Below are 17,451 nucleotides of genomic sequence, written 5' to 3' on the forward strand. Positions count from 1 at the left end.
TTTAAGATAAATATCTTTCGTTTATAATTCGAACATGGTGTGCTTGATGCCCACTAATGATGAATCCCAAAGCTCTAACACTCATTTTTGAGCCGCTGGTTGTGCCGATTCTCTTTGTGGCCTCTTCATCAAAAGAATTAAAAAGAGATATTGTGGAGTCCCTAACAGCCTTATATTCTTCAATCAAATCCTTTTTAGAACGATTGTCGGCATTGGAATACGGCACATAATTGTCTTGGTCAAAGCCAGGAAGCGGTGTTTCGTCGTTCCTTGCAATGCGGAGTACTCTATATTGAAAAATCCGCTCCGTATCAATCATATGCACCAATGCCTCCGCCAAGGACCATTTGTCCTCGGCGTAAGCATAGTTAAGTTTTTCTTCTGGAATCTCTTCTAAAAGAGATAAAAGGACTTCTTTTCCATTTATCAATTCTTCAACCAATTCCACATTGCCCAAGGCCATGATATAGGTCCGATAAAAAGGATTGTATTCAGAAGTTGGAATTTCCGAAAGTACCATATATGTAAATAGTAATTTACAGTTCGTTGAAGATAGTATGCATCAAACGTCTCTTATCGTTGATGCTCTCTTCCAAGGAAATCATAGTTTCTGTTCTACTGATACCTTCAATATCATCTATTTTAAAAATGATGTTTTTTGCATGCGTCGTATCTTTGGCCCTAATTTTACAGAAAATATTGAATTTGCCTGTTGTAATGTGGGCCACGGTCACGTAAGGTATCTGGCTCAGCCTTTCCAGCACAAACTTGGTTTGATGTGTTTTTTCCAAAAATATCCCAACATAGGCAATAAAGGAATAACCCAATTTGACATAGTCCAAAGTAAGGGAAGAACCTTTTATGATTCCGGACTCTTCCATTTTTTTGACACGAACGTGAACCGTACCTGCGGAAATCAGCAATTTTTTTGCGATATCCGTAAATGGTGTACGGGTATTATCTATTAACATGTCCAATATCTGGTGATCTATCTCGTCTAGCTTAACTTTGTTCATTACATTGAATTTTGCAGCAAAAGTAGTTAAAAAAGGAAATTTAAGTAATAAAAATGGTTATTTTTTAAATAAAATGCAAAAAACTTGTGTAAATCTCTTTTATTTATTGAAATTCAAAAGCAAATCAAGTATTTCTTTTTGGGAAGATGTAAAGCCAAAATCCTTGGAATCAATACATTCTATTGTTTGATGTCCATAAAACCCTTCAAGAGGTCCTATTTCGGCGATTTCTGGTTTAAAAGCGATTTTATCGTCTTCCAATAGCTCTTTGAATCGAATTCCGACAGAATGCCCTGCTTCAAACTCGGTGTTTATAATTTCGGGCTTCTTTATTAAAACATCAAAGTACAGCTTATGGTTTCCTGGTATGGAGAAATAGTCACCTGTTTTAAACTCTTCGATTTTGTCGGAAGCAATAATTTTTAGTGCTTCTACAATAGATAGACAAATTAATTCGCGAGTCTTCTCTCGTTCGTAATCATTAGGGAAATGGCCAGATTCAAATAAAACAGTGGGAACGTTGAGCATTTGGAACGTGTCCCCTACGCAATTATCGTTAAACCCATCATCATATCTCCCGACTTGGCCAGGGATATGTAGCTGGAGCATGGAATCCATGGCAACAATTAATTTCATGGCTACTTCCCTTGTTGGTGTAATATGTCGCTCTTTGTTGCTTGCAGGCGATAAAAATGATACTGTAGCGGGTTTATTTATATTTCCAGCGCTAAAAAGAGTCCGCTGATCATGAAGATTAAAACAGAAATCTGGTTGAAATGAGTCGAATACATTTCTTAGTGCAATACTCTCGGGCTGTGTTAAATTTTTGGCATCGCGGTTTAAATCCACTTTATTAATATTTTCGCGGGTGTATACATTTGCGCCATCTGGATTTAACATGGGCACAGCCATTAAAGTGCATTCCTTTAAAATAGTTTGCGCGAGGGGCTCTTCAGATTGTAAAAAATTGACCATGTCCCATAGTGCTTTAGTAGTAGTAGATTCATTTCCGTGCATTTGAGACCACATAAGCACCTTCTTTTTACCGGTTCCTAATTTAAAAGCATATATCTCTATGCCGTTTACAGAATTTCCAATAGGTACTAGGGGCAGGGAAATTTTAGAAAAACAAGAATGTAATGCCTTGTTGTTAATGTACCTGCCGTGTATAGATTTCTCCTTATATAATGAATAGTCAATCATGAACCGTATTAATTAAAGTTTACAAAAGTAACCAACCTTGAATTTACATATGTAACATTTCGTAAAGAAAGAATAGATACATTTGTAACCGACTTTTGTTACTAAACCTTGGATATGTTATTATTGTAAACAACAGATAATTATTGTATTGTATAATATTGTATATTAGTAATTAATGCTATATAATATCATTTGTTACTTTAAATAATATGTAATGATATGGCGTGTTTTATTTTGTGGTTGCTCATATTGTACTATCTTAGTTGTAAAATAATTTACAATTGTGAATAAAGATATTGTAGTACGCATAGAGACTGTCATCGATCATTTGGAGTTGTCTGTTTCAGCCTTCGCCGATGAGATTGGTGTTCAGCGTTCAAGCATTTCGCATTTGTTGAGTGGTAGAAACAAACCCAGTTTGGATTTTGTAATGAAATTGGTCGACACCTACCCTGAGGTTGATTTATATTGGTTACTAAAAGGAATAGGGAGCTTTCCGAAAGAAGTAAATGCCCAAGCCAAGGATGAAGTCCCAACAGGCCCCTTGGAAAAGCACGAAAATACAATTACGAGCTATATTCCTTCAACAGGAAATGAAGTGGACGCCAAAGAACCTTCTAGAATAGTGTTATTTTATCCTGACGGAACTTTTCAAACATTCAACCCAAAAAAGGATTGACCCTTTGAAGTACTTTCCGTTACTTTGTTATTATGAAAACACATCTTCTTTCTTGTTTGATTATTCTACTTTTTTTTGCCTGTGGTCAACCACCAAAACGTAATTGCGAAGATTTTAAAACTGGCAATTTCTCATTTACCGCTACCGTAAATGGTGAGAAGAAAAAAACGACTTTTCACAGAACACTGGAACTTGAGGTGGATGAATTTGAAGGGAAGAAGGACTCATCTTCCGTTCGTTGGATAAACGATTGTGAATATATCCTTAAAAACCTGAATCCAAAGAACAAGGCGGAAGAAAAGCCTATACATATTAAAATATTGACCACATCGGATTCCTCTTATACTTTTGAGTACAACGTTGTTGGAGATAATCGGAAATTTAAAGGAACTGCCCATAAAATAGACTAGCCATGTTTGATATTTTCGCAAGTCCAGATGCCTGGATGGCATTGTTGACCCTTACTTTTTTGGAAATTGTTTTAGGTATAGACAATATTATATTCATTTCCATTGCCGCAGGCAAATTGAAAAAAAATGATAGGCGAAAAGCGACAAACATTGGATTGGTTTTAGCCATGCTTTTGCGGATCATACTGTTATTCGGAATTACTTGGTTAACTAAAATGAAAAAACCATTCTTGGTATTTCACGAGTCTTGGTTGACCGGAGGAATTAGTTGGCAAGCTTTGATTCTGTTCGCAGGAGGACTTTTTCTGCTTTATAAAAGTACTCGAGAAATCCATGAAAAAATAGAAGACCGAGGCCATGATGAACGTGAGGTGGAAAAATCACGCTCTTCTTCATTAATGAATGCCATTTTACAAATAACTGTAATCAATATTGTCTTTTCTTTTGATTCTATTTTGACTGCCATAGGTATGACCAATGGTATTTCCCCGAACCCAACAGATGCTTTGGTGCTCATGATCACGGCGGTAGTAATTTCTGTCTTAATTATGATGTTATTCGCCAATCCTGTTGGTGAATTTGTTAATCAGCACCCATCCATTCAGGTATTGGGGCTGTCTTTTTTGATCCTGATTGGATTTATGCTAATAGCAGAATCGGCACACCTCTCCCATTTAATAATATTTGGCAACGAAGTTGGGGCAATACCCAAAGGGTACCTATATTTTGCCATTGCATTTTCGTTAATGGTAGAGTTTATCAATCTTCGAATCCAAAAAAATAATCAAGTAAAAAAAAGTCGTTCACTTGAGGAGCATTAATTCGGCCTCTGATAAGCTAATTCGGGAGTAGCCTCCTTTTGCTTTTTAAACAAGCGTTGTTGTTGTTTTACGGTAAGTGTGCTTCCATCGTGGCTCCACCCTGGAGGTCCGAAAATGTACATTAGTTTATGTGAAAGCTTTTTTGACTTTTTTACATCGTTCCAGATATCTTTAAACTCATGGGTCAAAATCACTACAGGGTTATAAGAGTTCGGAGCATGTATAACGCCGTATTTCACGTCGACATCATCATCCAATTCTTTCCAAGTGCCAAATATTTTATCAAAAATGTTCAAGAAGCCTCCATGGTTTTTATCTAAATATTCCACATTTTGAGCGTGGTGCACTTGATGCATGGTATGGGTATTGAATATTTTCTCCAAAAATCCAAGTTTTGGAACATATACTGTATGTAACTGAAACTGCCATAATGCCTCTATGCCCAAACACACCAATACCATTTCTGGTGGGAACCCTATGGCAGGCATCCATATATAAAAGAAAGGTTTGTATAAAATAGTAAACCATCCATTTCGTATGGCTGTTCCGAAATTAAAGTTGTCGGAGGAATGGTGGACTATATGGGCTGCCCACAAAATCCTAACCTCATGATTGGCTCTGTGAAACCAATAATAGGTGAAATCATCTGCCAATTGGCAAATAATCCAAACATACCATGCATATCCAAAGGATTCGTACCCCAAAAGATTGGTTCTTACTCCGTCGACTTCCGGATTGAAAATTTCATAGGCTCCTTCAAAAAGAAGTATGGCAAACGCTACCTTGAACAGGGGTCCCAATATTGCAGAACCGATACCCATGAAGCTGCTGGCGGCCAGATCTTTCCAATTGTATAAATGGCCATCATCATGTGTTTTACTGTACGTTAGTTCTAGTAAAATAAAAGCAATAAAAACTGGTACACCATATACCAGGGGGTTTGTAAAATCCATATAGATGTATTAAGCGGTCTGCTTTAGGTGTGTGTTGTATCTCAGCTGGAAAATTAGACATTATAAGCGTTAAAACAAAGAGGTTTGGTCAGAACTGTCATTCTTTGTTCCTATATTATCATTATCGCTATCTATTTGCTCTTCGTCCACTACTTCGATATCTTCAGTCTTTTGCTCCTCGGACGCTTCGTACGGTAAGGAGTCCTTGATATTTATATTTTTCACCTTTTCTGCAGTGAGTTGATTCCCAAGCGCCTTTATCCCTTTTACGGCTATAAATTCTTCAATATTAACTTCCAAATTTGGCTTAGGGTCTTTCCCTCTGGGCTTTGCAAACTCAATTTCCAACATAGGGCGCCAATCCGTGGACACCAGTTCCATATAGGATTTGGAATCCTCATCGATTACCACCTCTTCTTTATTTGGGTTTTCCACCAGGAATCTTTTTAGATAAAAACGTTCTTTATCCCCCACATAATGCACCACGGAAATTGGTTTTTTAGGATTCCATTTTTCCAATACGATCATATCATCGCTAAATCGTGTAAGTAAATCAGGCGGAATAGTTTTTACAATCCCTTTTTGGTCTATCACCAAAAGCAGGTCGTCTCCTTTAAACTCTCCGAGCAACTCTCCTCTTCCATCAACATTGAGGCGACTTACCACATCATCGAACCAAATTTTTCTTGGTTTTAGGGTAGATACCCCCTTTTCTTTTAGCTCAATACGTTTTACCGCATATTTGGTGACAAGGTTTCCTTTGGAGCCTCGACCTTTAATAAGTACATCGGAAAAATCCAAGTCCCATTTTAATTTTTTGATGCTTCCCGATTGACGCAACATCACGGTCACCACCTCGGCCTCACCATTTGGATTGGCAGAAAAGTATAGCACCTCCGCAGATGATTTATCCCCGGCAAGCTGATATAGTTTGTCCCGGGTCATACTGGTCACATTGAACCTCTTAACGTAGCTGGGCCCACCTTTCATGAGCTTGTAGATCATATTGTAGGTTGTTCGCTTGTCCTTCTTTTTAAAAACCGCAACATGTATGATGTTTTTTCCAATAAATACTTTGGAGTCCACTTTGGTCACCATCATCTCCCCGTTTTGGGTAAAGACAATAATATCGTCAATATCACTACAATCGGTGACATATTCATCGCGTTTTAAAGAGGTTCCAATAAATCCTTCTTCGCGGTTTACATAGAGTCTGGTATTTCGGATAACGACCTTAGTCGCTTCGATGTCATCAAAAATTCTTATTTCTGATTTTCGCTCCCGACCGGTGCCATATTTCTTTTTAAGTTCTTTGAAATAAGCAATGGCATAATCCACCAAATGCTCCAAGTGATGCTTGGTTTCGGCAATCCTATCTTCTAAACTTTCAATAAGTTGTTGTGCCTTGTCTAAATCAAACTTTGAAATACGCTTGATCCGGATTTCGGTCAACCGAATTATGTCATCCCTGGTTACTTCTCTTTTTAGATGGGAAACGTACGGCTTCAAGCCCTTGTCGATGGCTTCAATCACACCTTCCCAAGTTTCTTCTTCCTCAATTTCGCGGTAAATCCTGTTCTCTATAAAAATACGTTCCAAAGAAGAGAAATGCCATTGTTCCTCCAGTTCATCCAGTTGTATTTGAAGTTCCGCTTTAAGTAGTTCCACCGTATTATCGGTAGATCTTTCCAGCATTTCCTTGACGCCTATAAACAAAGGTTTATTGTCCTCGATAACACATCCCAGTGGGGATATGGACGACTCGCAAGACGTAAAAGCATAGAGTGCATCAATAGTTTTGTCAGGTGAGATTCCGTTGGGCAAATGCACTAAAATCTCTACCTCGGCAGCAGTGTTGTCCTCTATCTTTTTTACTTTGATTTTCCCCTTATCGTTAGCCTTTAAGATGGAGTCAATTAAAGAGGAGGTATTGGTGCCGTATGGTATTTCGTTAATGACCAGAGTGTTCTTGTCCAAAGTTGATATTTTGGCCCTTACTCTAATTTTACCGCCGCGCATACCATCGTTGTAGTTGGTTACATCAATGATACCTGCCGTTGGAAAATCTGGATAAATGGTGAACCGTTTTCCTTTTAAATGCTTTATGGAGGCATCTATCAACTCATTAAAGTTATGAGGGAGAATTTTAGTGGAAAGTCCTACTGCAATCCCTTCTGCTCCTTGCGCAAGTAATAACGGAAATTTTACCGGTAGATTTACAGGCTCTTTTTTTCTACCATCATACGAAAGTTGCCATTCCGTAATTTTTGGGCTGTATACAACCTCAAGGGCAAACTTGGATAGCCGCGCTTCGATATATCGTGAGGCTGCTGCTCCGTCTCCCGTTAAAATATTTCCCCAGTTACCCTGGGTATCAATAAGAAGGTCCTTTTGCCCAATTTGGACCATGGCGTCAGCAATACTGGCATCACCGTGAGGATGATATTGCATGGTGTGTCCCACCACATTGGCCACTTTGTTGTAACGTCCATCATCAAGTTCTTTCAAGGAGTGCATGATTCTGCGCTGCACAGGCTTAAAACCATCTTCGATGGCAGGTACAGCACGCTCCAAAATTACATAGGAAGCGTAATCCAAAAACCAATCCTTGTACATCCCGGTTACCTTTACCAGGCTATCTTGGGACTCGTCGTGGTTATCTAAACTTTCATCGTTCAGTTCTTCGTTCTCTTCCATTTAGAAAGGTAGCATTTATTTGGGTTGCAGTTGGTTTTCTTCTACTAGGTCAAGTTCTACTTTAAGGTTGTTAATGATGAACTCTTGCCTATCTGGCGTATTTTTGCCCATATAAAACTTTAAAAGGGCATCAATACTCATGGCCTTGTCCAGCATCACAGGTTCAAGACGAATATCATCTCCAATAAAATGTTTGAATTCATCCGGAGAAATTTCACCCAATCCCTTAAATCGGGTGATTTCTGGTTTTCCCGTAAGTTTTTGAATGGCATTTCTTCGTTCTTCGTCACTATAACAATAAATGGTTTCCTTTTTATTGCGTACCCTAAACAAGGGAGTTTGAAGGATATACAAGTGATTTTCTTTGATCAATTCAGGAAAAAATTGTAAAAAGAAGGTAATCAACAATAATCGTATGTGCATTCCATCCACATCGGCATCTGTTGCGATGACAATATTATTGTATCTGAGGTCTTCCATGGAATCCTCAATATTCAATGCCGCTTGCAGTAAATTGAACTCTTCGTTTTCATATACAATCTTTTTGGACATGCCGTAGGAGTTCAACGGTTTGCCTCGAAGACTAAACACCGCCTGGGTATTTACATCCCTAGACTTGGTTATGGAACCTGAGGCGGAATCACCCTCGGTAATAAAAAGCGTAGTTTCCAGTCTTCGGTCCTTCTTCATATCCTGTAAATGTACACGGCAGTCACGAAGTTTTTTATTGTGGAGGCTTGCTTTTTTTGCACGTTCCCTGGCCAGTTTTCTAATTCCCGAAAGTTCTTTTCGTTCTTTCTCTGCTTGTACAATTTTCCTTTGAAGTGCCTCTGCCGTTTGTTGATTTTTGTGCAGGTAATTATCAAGGTAAGTACCTATAAAATCGTTTATATACGTGCGAACGGTCGGCAATTTGCCACCCATATCGGTTGAGCCCAACTTGGTTTTGGTCTGGCTTTCAAAAACAGGTTCCATTACTTTGATGGAAACCGCAGATATGATTGATTTTCGAATATCCGATGCATCATAATTTTTTCCGTAAAAATCACGGACAGTTTTTACGATGGCTTCTCTAAAGGCAGATTGATGCGTACCGCCCTGCGTAGTATGTTGTCCGTTAACAAAAGAATGATATTCCTCACTATATTGAGTTTTGCTATGGGTCATGGCAACCTCAATATCATCACCTTTAAGGTGAATGATTGGATATAAAAAATCTTCTTGGTTGTTGTTGTCTTCCAACAAGTCCTTTAAACCATTTTCGGAATGGAACTTTTCTCCATTGAAAACGATGGTCAATCCAGGGTTTAGGTAGACATAGTTTTTGAGCATACGTTCCACATACTCGCTGCGATACTTATATTTTTTGAAGATGGACTCATCCGGTGTAAAACTTACCTTGGTTCCTTTTCTTCTGGATGATTCTTCCAAAAGTTCTTCGTTTACCAAGTTCCCTGTCTCAAATTCAGCGGATTTGGATTGTCCATCCCGGTTGGACTCCACCCTAAAATAAGTGGATAGTGCATTAACGGCCTTGGTACCTACACCGTTCAATCCCACGGATTTTTTAAAGGCACGGGTATCGTACTTCCCTCCTGTGTTCATTTTGGAAACAACGTCCACCACTTTTCCCAATGGAATTCCACGACCATAATCGCGAACATGTACCGTATTTTCCTTGATGTTGATTTCGATCGTCTTCCCTGCTCCCATCACAAATTCATCGATACAGTTATCGATTACTTCTTTTAGGAGAATATAGATGCCATCATCTGCAGAGGAACCGTCGCCCAATTTTCCAATGTACATCCCAGGGCGCATACGAATATGCTCCTTCCAATCCAGCGAACGGATATTATCCTCAGTATATTGGGTGTCTGCCATTAGTTAAGGGTTTATCCTTGCTAATATAAAATTTAGGAGCAAAAATAAAAGGGTGTACGGTAGAAAGTAATCAACAATGGAAAACAATAATTGTTAATATATATCAGGCTTTAGCCCGCTTTTTACCTTGGATAGACAGATAGGTCACTCCAAAAATGACAATCAACATTCCAACGAGCTGCCAATACGTAAGTTTTTCGTCCAAAAACACGAAGGCGAGCAAAATGGTAGAAATTGGACCCAAGCTTCCCAAAATTGAAAAATTGGACGCCCCCAATCGCTCAATGGCTGCCGAGACCAAAAAAGATGGAATCAAAGTAGCAAAAATGGCCATGGCCAAGCCGTATGCGTAAACGGGCCAAGGGTAATTCGCAAAGTCCCAGTTGCCCGCCACCAAATAATGTATCACAATACAGAAGGTGGACGCAATCATAGCGTAGCAGGTGAATCGAAGTACTCCGAATTTGGGAATCAGCCAACCACTACCTACCAAATAGGAGGCATAGGTGACGGCACTCAACAATACCAAAAATCCTCCCAACAATACTTTATTTCCGGCAACGTCCAACTCGTCCCAAAAAGTAATCAGTACCCCCACGTAGGTTACAAGAATGGCAATAAACTGTACTTGGGTAATCTTTTTCCTGAAAATCAACCAAGTAAGAAATACGACGATAGTAGGATATACAAATAGAATAATACGTTCTAATCCGGCCTTTATGTAATTCAATCCCAAAAAATCAAAATAGCTGGCCAAATAGTAGCCAACAAAACCAAAAAGAAAGAGCCACGCATAATCTGTTGGGACAATTTTTGCCTTAGCTGCCTTTTTCCGAATTAAAAAGAGGATGAAAATATAGAACGGTAGGGAAAACAACATCCGAAACAGCAGTAAATCGAGAGTGTCCACATCGTAACGGTAAGCTAATTTCACCATCACAGCTTTTGAGGAGAATAGCACCACTCCCAATACACCGTATAAAATTCCCAAACTCTTATTGGACATGGAACAAAGCTATTCCATGTTATTAAATTGGAAAACCTTAAATTGAAAGGATTACAATGCCCAGCGGTTAAACGTTGAATCTAAAGTGCATAACATCACCGTCTTTAACGATGTATTCTTTGCCCTCTACACGCATACGACCAGCCTCTTTTACCTTGGCTTCACTGCCATATTTTACGTAATCGTCATAAGCAATGACTTCGGCACGAATAAAGCCTTTTTCAAAATCGGTGTGGATAACGCCTGCGGCTTGCGGAGCAGTTGCACCAATAGGAATGGTCCAAGCTCGAACTTCCTTGACACCAGCTGTAAAATAGGTCTCTAAATCAAGTAATTTGTATGCGCCTCGAATCAATTTGGCGGAACCAGGTTCTGAAAGTCCCAAATCTTCCAAGAACATTTGGCGTTCTTCGTAAGTTTCAAGTTCAGTGATATCAGCTTCGGTACCCACTGCCAAAAAGATAACCTCGGCATTTTCATTTGCAACAGCTTCTTTCACCTTATCCACATATGCGTTGCCATCAACTGCTGCACCTTCGTCAACATTGCAAACGTACATTACAGGTTTGTCCGTGATCAATTGCAATGGTTTCACAAATTCTTCACGGTCGTCTTCGCTTACTCCAATAGCTCTAACGGATTTTCCAGCCTCCAAACCTTCTTTAAGTGCAGATAATACTGCCTCTTCTTTCTGTGCTTCCTTGTTGCCGGTTTTGGCGGCACGTTTTACCTTATCTAGCTTTTTCTCAACACTCTCCAAATCTTTAAGTTGCAATTCCATATCAATGGTTTCCTTGTCCCTGATTGGGTCCACGGAACCATCAACGTGCACTACATTATCATTATCAAAACAACGAAGTACGTGTAGAATGGCATCGGTTTCTCGGATATTTCCCAAAAACTGGTTACCAAGTCCCTCACCTTTACTGGCGCCTTTTACCAAACCAGCGATATCCACAATTTCCACAGTAGCTGGAAGAACACGCTCCGGATTTACCAATTCCTCCAATTTCTCCAAACGCTGGTCGGGTACGTTTACTACACCAATATTAGGTTCAATAGTACAAAATGGAAAGTTGGCACTTTGTGCCTTTGCGTTGGACAAACAGTTAAAAAGGGTTGATTTTCCTACGTTGGGTAATCCTACAATACCGGCTTTCATCTAATTCTTTGTGTTTTGAGGCTGCAAATATAAGTTGAAGTTTTGGTACTGGAGACCTAATACCCTTGAATCAATAGGTAAAGACCCATAAAAACCAAGGCTATAATCCCCAAAATGGCCACTAAAGACAATATACATCCCGCCTGTTTCCAAATACCGTTGTAAGCTTTCTCTTTTTCTTGCATAAAAAAACCCGAACCATTTAAAAGATTCGGGCTAAATTAAATGTTTTTTATTGCTTAACCATCAGGGTGCATAAACTTTTGCTTGCCCAATAGTTCGTCTTCCGTTTCTTCGTGATTCTCATCGGGCACACAACAATCGACCGGGCATACGGCCGCGCATTGAGGTTCCTCATGAAATCCTTGACACTCCGTGCATTTGTCTGGAACAATATAATAAAGCTCATCGCTAACAGGTTCTTGAACTTCATCAGCATTTACTTCCTTGCCGTTAGGCAAAACTACATCACCGTTCAGCGAAGTTCCATCGCTGTATCTCCATTCATCCGCACCTTCATAAATTGCAGTGTTCGGGCATTCTGGCTCGCAAGCACCACAATTTATGCACTCATCCGTTATAATAATTGCCATAATTTTCTTTTCCTTTTGGGCTGATTCTTATCAGCATGCTTACTTTTGACAAAAATAAACCCTAGTAAATTAGTGTACAAATTTAATGGCACCAGATACAAATACCATAGATGCTTTTGTTAAACTTGGAAAATACCTAACGGATTTTTGTGATAAATGTTATTCCGAGAATACCGAAGTCGATTCCGAATTGAAGCAAACCGTTGAGCAAGCGAGACACCACAATGGATGGTTTACGGAGGATAACATTTTATTTTCTCTTCAGCAATGGGGAGATTTGCTCACAGAAGAAAATCTCAATGAATGGTTGTCCAACTACAACTTTAATAAGGAAGACGAGCCAAAAACAGTAGGCATTGTGATGGCAGGTAACATCCCACTGGTTGGGTTTCACGACTTTTTATGCGTATTGCTTTCAGGAAATAAGGTATTGGCCAAGTTATCTTCCAACGATAAGGTTCTACTTCCCTATCTATCAAAATATTTGATTCAGCAGGAACCATCCCTTGCCAATAGAATTGAGTTCATAGATGGAAAAATGGAGAACTTCGATGCAGTCATCGCAACGGGCAGCAACAATACAAGCCGTTATTTTGAATATTATTTTGGCAACAAACCCAACATCATCCGAAAAAACAGAAATTCGGTTGCCGTACTTACCGGAAATGAAGCCGAAAAAGAACTAAAAGCACTCGGCGAAGATATTTTTAGGTACTATGGCTTAGGTTGCAGAAATGTGTCCAAGATATATGTACCAAAAGACTATGATTTTGATGCGTTGTTCAAAGCATTATATGATTACAAAGACATCATTCATCAACATAAATATGCCAACAACTACGATTACAACAAAGCAGTTTATTTGATGAGTGAATTCAAAATTTTGGATAATGGGTTTTTGGTTTTGAAGGAAGATGAAGCCCTCACCTCTCCCATTTCTGCATTGTTTTACTCCTATTATGATGACGAATCAAGTCTACGAGAGAAATTGGAAGAGCTTGATGAACAAATTCAATGTATTGTTTCCAGCAGAACATTGGAAAACGAAGTCAAATTCGGTGAAACCCAAAAGCCTAGTTTAAAAGACTACGCAGATGGAATTGACACTATGGAATTCCTGTTGAAACTTTAAGAAAATCCTAACCTTGGGAAACATTTTTAGATCCAACAATTTTTAAGACCTTTACTCCTTAAACTTAGGAAATGAAAAAGCATAATTTTAGCGCAGGCCCATGCATTTTACCCGCAGAGGTAATGCTAAAGGCCTCCGAAGCCGTTCAGGAGCTGGATGGTATTGGTCTTTCACTTATAGAAATATCCCATCGCAGCAAAGAGTTTGTCGCCATAATGGAAGAGGCTCGCTCGTTGGCCCTAGAGCTTTTGGGAATTGAGGGTAAAGGGTATCAAGCTTTGTTCCTCCAGGGTGGTGCGAGCATGCAATTTTTAATGACGGCCTTTAACCTGTTGGACAAAAAAGCGGGATATGTGAACACGGGAACGTGGAGCCAAAAGGCCATAAAAGAAGCTCGCTTGTTTGGCGATATAGTTGAAGTAGCATCTTCCCAAAAGGATAATTTTAAATATATCCCAAAGGGATTTGAGATTCCATCCGATTTGGATTATCTGCACCTTACCTCCAACAATACCATTTACGGAACACAATTCAAGGAATTTCCCAAAACCGATGTACCATTGGTGTGCGATATGAGTTCAGATATCTTTTCCAGACAGATGGACTTTTCGCAGTTTGATTTGATTTATGCAGGAGCACAAAAGAACATGGGGCCCGCTGGAACAACACTTGTAGTGGTAAAAGAGGATATATTGGGTAAAGTATCCAGAAAAATACCATCCATGATGGATTATTCCGTTCACGTGGCCAAAGACAGTATGTTCAATACGCCTCCTGTTTTTGCGGTTTATGTTTCCATGCTTACTATGCAATGGTTGAAAGATCTTGGTGGAATTGCTGCTATCGAGGAAATTAACGAACGTAAGGCCAACTTGATTTATTCTGAAATTGAACTCAATCCTGTTTTCTCTGGTTTTGCTGCCAAAGAAGACCGTTCCATTATGAATGCCACCTTTAACATCACTGATGACGAATTAAAAGATGTTTTTGATGAAATGTGCAAAGAGGCAGGAATTAACGGCATAAACGGGCATAGATCCGTTGGCGGTTATCGGGCTTCCATGTACAATGCATTGCCTTTAGAAAGTGTAGGCGTATTGGTGGATATAATGAGTGAACTCGAAAAGAAAGGATAAATTAATGGCGAAGATTTTAGCTAACGATGGAATTGCCCAATCGGGATTAGAACTTCTCGAAAAAGAAGGTTTCGAAGTCAAAAACACAAGGGTTGCCCAAGAGCAATTGGCAAACTATATCAATAAAAATAAAATTGAAGGACTTTTGGTGCGTAGTGCTACCAAAGTTGACAAAAAGTTAATCGATGACTGCCCAAGCTTAAAATTGATTGGACGCGGTGGTGTTGGTTTGGATAATATTGATGTAAAATATGCCGAATCCAAAGGTATCAATGTATTCAATACTCCCGAAGCTTCTTCAGAATCGGTGGCAGAACTGGTTTTCGCACATTTGCTCAACGGTGTTCGGTTTCTGCACGATGCCAACAGAAATATGCCTTTGGAAGGTGACAGTCAATTCAAACAACTTAAGAAGAGCTATGCTGGGGGTGTTGAACTTCGTGGAAAAACCTTGGGAATTGTTGGTTTTGGGAGAATTGGACAGGCCACAGCTAAAATGGCACTGGCTATGGGCATGGAAGTCATGTTCACTGACCATCATACAAAAGAGACTACTTTGACGCTTTCCTTTTTTGATGGACAATCCATTGATTTTAAATTACAAAGCAGCGATTTAAAGGAAGTACTAGCTAATTCAGATTTTGTGAGTTTGCATGTACCATCCCAAGAGAAGTATATAATCGGCAAAACAGAGATTGCACTTATGAAGCCCGGCGCTGGTATCATCAACACATCGCGAGGTGGTGTGTTGGATGAAGTGGCATTGGTTGAGGCTTTGGATACAGACCATCTCTCCTTTGCCGGACTGGATGTCTATGAATCTGAACCCAATCCAGAAATCAAAATATTGATGAACCCCAAAATTTCGTTAAGCCCCCATGTGGGTGGTTCCACCGTCGAAGCACAAGAGCGTATTGGTGTAGAATTGGCCCAAAAGGTTGTCAAATCGCTAAAGCGGTAGGTTTTCTAAATGTAAACAATGATTCAAAACCTACTTTTTTGTACATTGTAATTTTAACCTTAACACTAACACACAATGTCAGGATTATTAGATTTGATCAACAGCCCCATGGGCAAACAGTTGGTCAGTGGTGTCGCTGGACAAACAGGACAACCCGAAAATAAAACAGCAGAAGTTTTAAGCATGGCCATGCCACTATTAATGGGAGCCATGAAAAAAAATGCATCCACACCGGGAGGTGCACAGGGGCTTATGGATGCCCTATCTTCCAAACACGATGGTGGTATCCTAGATAATCTGGGAGGCCTTTTTGGCGGTGGTGTGGACCAAAATGTAATGGACGACGGAGCGGGAATTCTCAGCCATGTACTAGGGTCTAAACAGCCTCAAGTTGAAAATGCTTTAAGTTCCAAATCGGGAATCGACGCAGGTTCAATTGCTCAAATATTAAAAATTGCAGCCCCAATCCTTTTAGGATATCTGGGAAAACAAACAAGACAGCAAAACGTGAGCAGCCCAGATGGACTTAACGGTTTGTTAGGTGGGCTAATGGGCGGCAATAAAGCAGCAGCTAAACAACAATCCTTAGTTGAAAGCTTTTTGGATAGTGACGGCGATGGCAGTGTTATTGATGATTTGGCAGGAATGGTATTAAATGGCGGAGGTCAGAAAAAGAGTGGCCTGGGCGGAATGCTAGGTGGACTTTTCGGAAAATAAATAACCAGCTTAACAATATTTAACAGAGCCACTTGATTTTACAAGTGGCTTTTTTTTGTATTTTAAGATTATGAAAAAGAAACTATTTAATCCAGTGTTGTTTTGCCTAACACTTTGTGTTGTCCAAATTTCTTGTACTTCTCAAAAAGCGACCTTGGAGGTGACCAACGAAGAAAAGGAAGTGTTCCAATCAAACGATGATGAACCCGTAGAAATTTCGGATGATGAAACCGAATATGAAATCATTATTATTGAACCTGGTTTTTATACCTGGTTAAATTCCATTGCAAGACCTGAAGGTTATTATTCCCAATCTTTCTTGGAAAACCGAAACGCAATTATGGTAATTACTTGGAACCAGAGAGTATTGCAGCCTAACAGATTCAATCCCAATTTGTACGAAATGCAAATCAATTATGATCCCAGTATTGATTATGGCTACGAAGTGAATTACAAGCTCTATAATTATTTCATTTATTTTCAGCGAAAGTACAAACAGCGTTTGGGGCCTTTCATTCCCAGGATTTAATGTGCTATTTTTGCATTAATTAAATCGAAAAATGCAAAAACTAAAACAGCGTTGGGAAATCCAGAAGAGCTGGCAGCTTATATTTCCTTTTTTGGGTGCTGCATTAACCCTATTAACATCCTACTTCATATCTCAAGGCTTTATAAATGCTTTTGGTTTTAATGGGCACCACTACAAATGGCTCATTCTTATTCTAATCATACCCGTTCTCTATATTTTATTCATAAAATTTTTCATTTGGTGTTTCAAAAAAGTGGAAAACAGATGGAAAGTGGATTACAAATGGGAAATGATTGCCATTTTTATTGTGTTTGCCTTGACGGGAAGTGCTGCAGGTAAATTGGCCGGTCCATTGGTTCATTGGATAGGGTTGGATAATGATAACATACCTGGAGTGATCTTTTGGACAGTCAGAATTTTATTGATTTTTCCCATCTATCAAATCCTCCTTGTTTTTATAGGCTGGTTGTTCGGTCAGTATGAATTTTTCTGGAATTTTGAAAAAAAAATGCTGAAACGTCTGGGTTTAGGGACATTCCTTAGATAGTTTAT

Annotated in this window: 18 protein-coding genes; 9 read left to right on the forward strand and 9 right to left on the reverse strand. The window is 39.3% G+C overall.

All coding sequences use genetic code 11. From position 1 onward, the window contains the following. Position 1 precedes the first annotated feature (1 nt). The 3 genes from ACQQ5U_RS03380 to ACQQ5U_RS03390 form a co-directional block, all read right to left on the reverse strand. Complete coding sequence (locus ACQQ5U_RS03380) at positions 2–520, reverse strand: DinB family protein (protein ID WP_437395532.1); 519 nt, start codon at positions 518–520, stop codon at positions 2–4. Between the two features lie 16 nt (positions 521–536). After that, the gene (locus tag ACQQ5U_RS03385) at positions 537–1,016 is read right to left on the reverse strand and encodes an Lrp/AsnC family transcriptional regulator (protein WP_119609545.1); all 480 of its coding nucleotides are present in this window, start codon (positions 1,014–1,016) and stop codon (positions 537–539) included. A 99-nt stretch (positions 1,017–1,115) separates the two neighbouring features. Next, positions 1,116–2,219: a M14 family metallopeptidase gene (locus ACQQ5U_RS03390; RefSeq protein WP_437395533.1), complete on the reverse strand. Its 1,104-nt coding sequence runs from the start codon at positions 2,217–2,219 to the stop codon at positions 1,116–1,118. Positions 2,220–2,502: 283 nt separating this feature from the next. On the opposite strand from ACQQ5U_RS03390, the gene ACQQ5U_RS03395 reads away from it, so the two are divergent. Genes ACQQ5U_RS03395 through ACQQ5U_RS03405 form a run of 3 tightly spaced genes read left to right on the forward strand, consistent with a single transcriptional unit; the run spans position 2,503 to position 4,129 of the window. Then, positions 2,503–2,898, forward strand: a complete 396-nt coding sequence (locus tag ACQQ5U_RS03395; protein ID WP_437395534.1) for a helix-turn-helix domain-containing protein — start codon at positions 2,503–2,505, stop codon at positions 2,896–2,898. 32 nt (positions 2,899–2,930) lie between these two features. After that, positions 2,931–3,308, forward strand: a complete 378-nt coding sequence (locus ACQQ5U_RS03400) for a DNA topoisomerase IV (protein ID WP_437395535.1) — start codon at positions 2,931–2,933, stop codon at positions 3,306–3,308. A gap of 2 nt (positions 3,309–3,310) precedes the next feature. After that, entirely contained in the window at positions 3,311–4,129 is an 819-nt protein-coding gene (locus tag ACQQ5U_RS03405) for a TerC family protein (RefSeq protein ID WP_437395536.1), read from the forward strand. Here ACQQ5U_RS03405 and ACQQ5U_RS03410 read toward each other — a convergent pair. The 6 genes from ACQQ5U_RS03410 to ACQQ5U_RS03435 all read right to left on the reverse strand — a co-directional run bounded on the left by ACQQ5U_RS03410 (position 4,126) and on the right by ACQQ5U_RS03435 (position 12,424). Beyond that, on the reverse strand, positions 4,126–5,082 hold the full coding sequence (locus tag ACQQ5U_RS03410; RefSeq protein ID WP_437395537.1) for a sterol desaturase family protein: 957 nt from the start codon (positions 5,080–5,082) through the stop codon (positions 4,126–4,128). The two genes, ACQQ5U_RS03405 and ACQQ5U_RS03410, sit on opposite strands and share 4 nt — an antisense overlap. Before the next feature lie 69 nt (positions 5,083–5,151). After that, the gene (locus ACQQ5U_RS03415) at positions 5,152–7,779 is read right to left on the reverse strand and encodes a DNA gyrase/topoisomerase IV subunit A (RefSeq protein WP_437395538.1); all 2,628 of its coding nucleotides are present in this window, start codon (positions 7,777–7,779) and stop codon (positions 5,152–5,154) included. Between the two features lie 15 nt (positions 7,780–7,794). Next, entirely contained in the window at positions 7,795–9,663 is a 1,869-nt protein-coding gene (locus ACQQ5U_RS03420) for a DNA topoisomerase IV subunit B (RefSeq protein WP_437395539.1), read from the reverse strand. A gap of 103 nt (positions 9,664–9,766) precedes the next feature. Beyond that, positions 9,767–10,669 carry a DMT family transporter gene (locus ACQQ5U_RS03425; protein ID WP_437395540.1) on the reverse strand — a complete coding sequence of 301 codons (903 nt, stop codon included), beginning with the start codon at positions 10,667–10,669 and terminating at the stop codon, positions 9,767–9,769. A 67-nt stretch (positions 10,670–10,736) separates the two neighbouring features. Continuing rightward, the gene (gene ychF / locus ACQQ5U_RS03430; protein WP_437395541.1) at positions 10,737–11,831 is read right to left on the reverse strand and encodes a redox-regulated ATPase YchF; all 1,095 of its coding nucleotides are present in this window, start codon (positions 11,829–11,831) and stop codon (positions 10,737–10,739) included. Positions 11,832–12,070: 239 nt separating this feature from the next. Further along, a complete protein-coding gene (locus ACQQ5U_RS03435) occupies positions 12,071–12,424 on the reverse strand; it encodes a 4Fe-4S dicluster domain-containing protein (protein ID WP_437395542.1) in 354 nt (117 codons plus the stop codon). Positions 12,425–12,509: 85 nt separating this feature from the next. Here ACQQ5U_RS03435 and ACQQ5U_RS03440 point away from each other — a divergent pair, with 85 nt between their 5' ends. From ACQQ5U_RS03440 to ACQQ5U_RS03465, 6 genes are all read left to right on the forward strand, one after another. Then, entirely contained in the window at positions 12,510–13,556 is a 1,047-nt protein-coding gene (locus ACQQ5U_RS03440; RefSeq protein WP_437395543.1) for an acyl-CoA reductase, read from the forward strand. Between the two features lie 71 nt (positions 13,557–13,627). Beyond that, complete coding sequence (gene serC, locus ACQQ5U_RS03445) at positions 13,628–14,692, forward strand: 3-phosphoserine/phosphohydroxythreonine transaminase (protein ID WP_437395544.1); 1,065 nt, start codon at positions 13,628–13,630, stop codon at positions 14,690–14,692. 4 nt (positions 14,693–14,696) lie between these two features. Next, positions 14,697–15,653 (forward strand): D-2-hydroxyacid dehydrogenase, encoded by a 957-nt coding sequence (locus ACQQ5U_RS03450; RefSeq protein WP_437395545.1) that lies wholly within the window; start codon positions 14,697–14,699, stop codon positions 15,651–15,653. Between the two features lie 75 nt (positions 15,654–15,728). Continuing rightward, positions 15,729–16,370 carry a DUF937 domain-containing protein gene (locus ACQQ5U_RS03455; protein ID WP_437395546.1) on the forward strand — a complete coding sequence of 214 codons (642 nt, stop codon included), beginning with the start codon at positions 15,729–15,731 and terminating at the stop codon, positions 16,368–16,370. Between the two features lie 70 nt (positions 16,371–16,440). Next, the gene (locus ACQQ5U_RS03460; protein ID WP_437395547.1) at positions 16,441–16,899 is read left to right on the forward strand and encodes a DUF6146 family protein; all 459 of its coding nucleotides are present in this window, start codon (positions 16,441–16,443) and stop codon (positions 16,897–16,899) included. A gap of 31 nt (positions 16,900–16,930) precedes the next feature. Further along, positions 16,931–17,446 carry a DUF6787 family protein gene (locus ACQQ5U_RS03465; protein WP_437395548.1) on the forward strand — a complete coding sequence of 172 codons (516 nt, stop codon included), beginning with the start codon at positions 16,931–16,933 and terminating at the stop codon, positions 17,444–17,446. Positions 17,447–17,451 lie beyond the last annotated feature (5 nt).

It is taken from the genome of Flagellimonas lutimaris (genome assembly GCF_051494225.1).
GTDB lineage: Bacteria > Bacteroidota > Bacteroidia > Flavobacteriales > Flavobacteriaceae > Flagellimonas > Flagellimonas lutimaris_A.

What these genes read in the sequence shown, in the direction of transcription:
- ACQQ5U_RS03385 (WP_119609545.1), bottom strand. Translation starts at nt 1,016, where the DNA reads ATGAACAAAGTTAAGCTAGACGAGATAGATCACCAGATATTGGACATG.
- ACQQ5U_RS03400 (WP_437395535.1), top strand. Translation starts at nt 2,931, where the DNA reads ATGAAAACACATCTTCTTTCTTGTTTGATTATTCTACTTTTTTTTGCC.
- serC (WP_437395544.1), top strand. Translation starts at nt 13,628, where the DNA reads ATGAAAAAGCATAATTTTAGCGCAGGCCCATGCATTTTACCCGCAGAG.
- ACQQ5U_RS03390 (WP_437395533.1), bottom strand. Translation starts at nt 2,219, where the DNA reads ATGATTGACTATTCATTATATAAGGAGAAATCTATACACGGCAGGTAC.
- ACQQ5U_RS03450 (WP_437395545.1), top strand. Translation starts at nt 14,697, where the DNA reads ATGGCGAAGATTTTAGCTAACGATGGAATTGCCCAATCGGGATTAGAA.
- ACQQ5U_RS03425 (WP_437395540.1), bottom strand. Translation starts at nt 10,669, where the DNA reads ATGTCCAATAAGAGTTTGGGAATTTTATACGGTGTATTGGGAGTGGTG.
- ACQQ5U_RS03465 (WP_437395548.1), top strand. Translation starts at nt 16,931, where the DNA reads ATGCAAAAACTAAAACAGCGTTGGGAAATCCAGAAGAGCTGGCAGCTT.
- ACQQ5U_RS03420 (WP_437395539.1), bottom strand. Translation starts at nt 9,663, where the DNA reads ATGGCAGACACCCAATATACTGAGGATAATATCCGTTCGCTGGATTGG.
- ACQQ5U_RS03455 (WP_437395546.1), top strand. Translation starts at nt 15,729, where the DNA reads ATGTCAGGATTATTAGATTTGATCAACAGCCCCATGGGCAAACAGTTG.
- ychF (WP_437395541.1), bottom strand. Translation starts at nt 11,831, where the DNA reads ATGAAAGCCGGTATTGTAGGATTACCCAACGTAGGAAAATCAACCCTT.
- ACQQ5U_RS03405 (WP_437395536.1), top strand. Translation starts at nt 3,311, where the DNA reads ATGTTTGATATTTTCGCAAGTCCAGATGCCTGGATGGCATTGTTGACC.
- ACQQ5U_RS03415 (WP_437395538.1), bottom strand. Translation starts at nt 7,779, where the DNA reads ATGGAAGAGAACGAAGAACTGAACGATGAAAGTTTAGATAACCACGAC.
- ACQQ5U_RS03440 (WP_437395543.1), top strand. Translation starts at nt 12,510, where the DNA reads ATGGCACCAGATACAAATACCATAGATGCTTTTGTTAAACTTGGAAAA.
- ACQQ5U_RS03435 (WP_437395542.1), bottom strand. Translation starts at nt 12,424, where the DNA reads ATGGCAATTATTATAACGGATGAGTGCATAAATTGTGGTGCTTGCGAG.
- ACQQ5U_RS03380 (WP_437395532.1), bottom strand. Translation starts at nt 520, where the DNA reads ATGGTACTTTCGGAAATTCCAACTTCTGAATACAATCCTTTTTATCGG.
- ACQQ5U_RS03460 (WP_437395547.1), top strand. Translation starts at nt 16,441, where the DNA reads ATGAAAAAGAAACTATTTAATCCAGTGTTGTTTTGCCTAACACTTTGT.
- ACQQ5U_RS03410 (WP_437395537.1), bottom strand. Translation starts at nt 5,082, where the DNA reads ATGGATTTTACAAACCCCCTGGTATATGGTGTACCAGTTTTTATTGCT.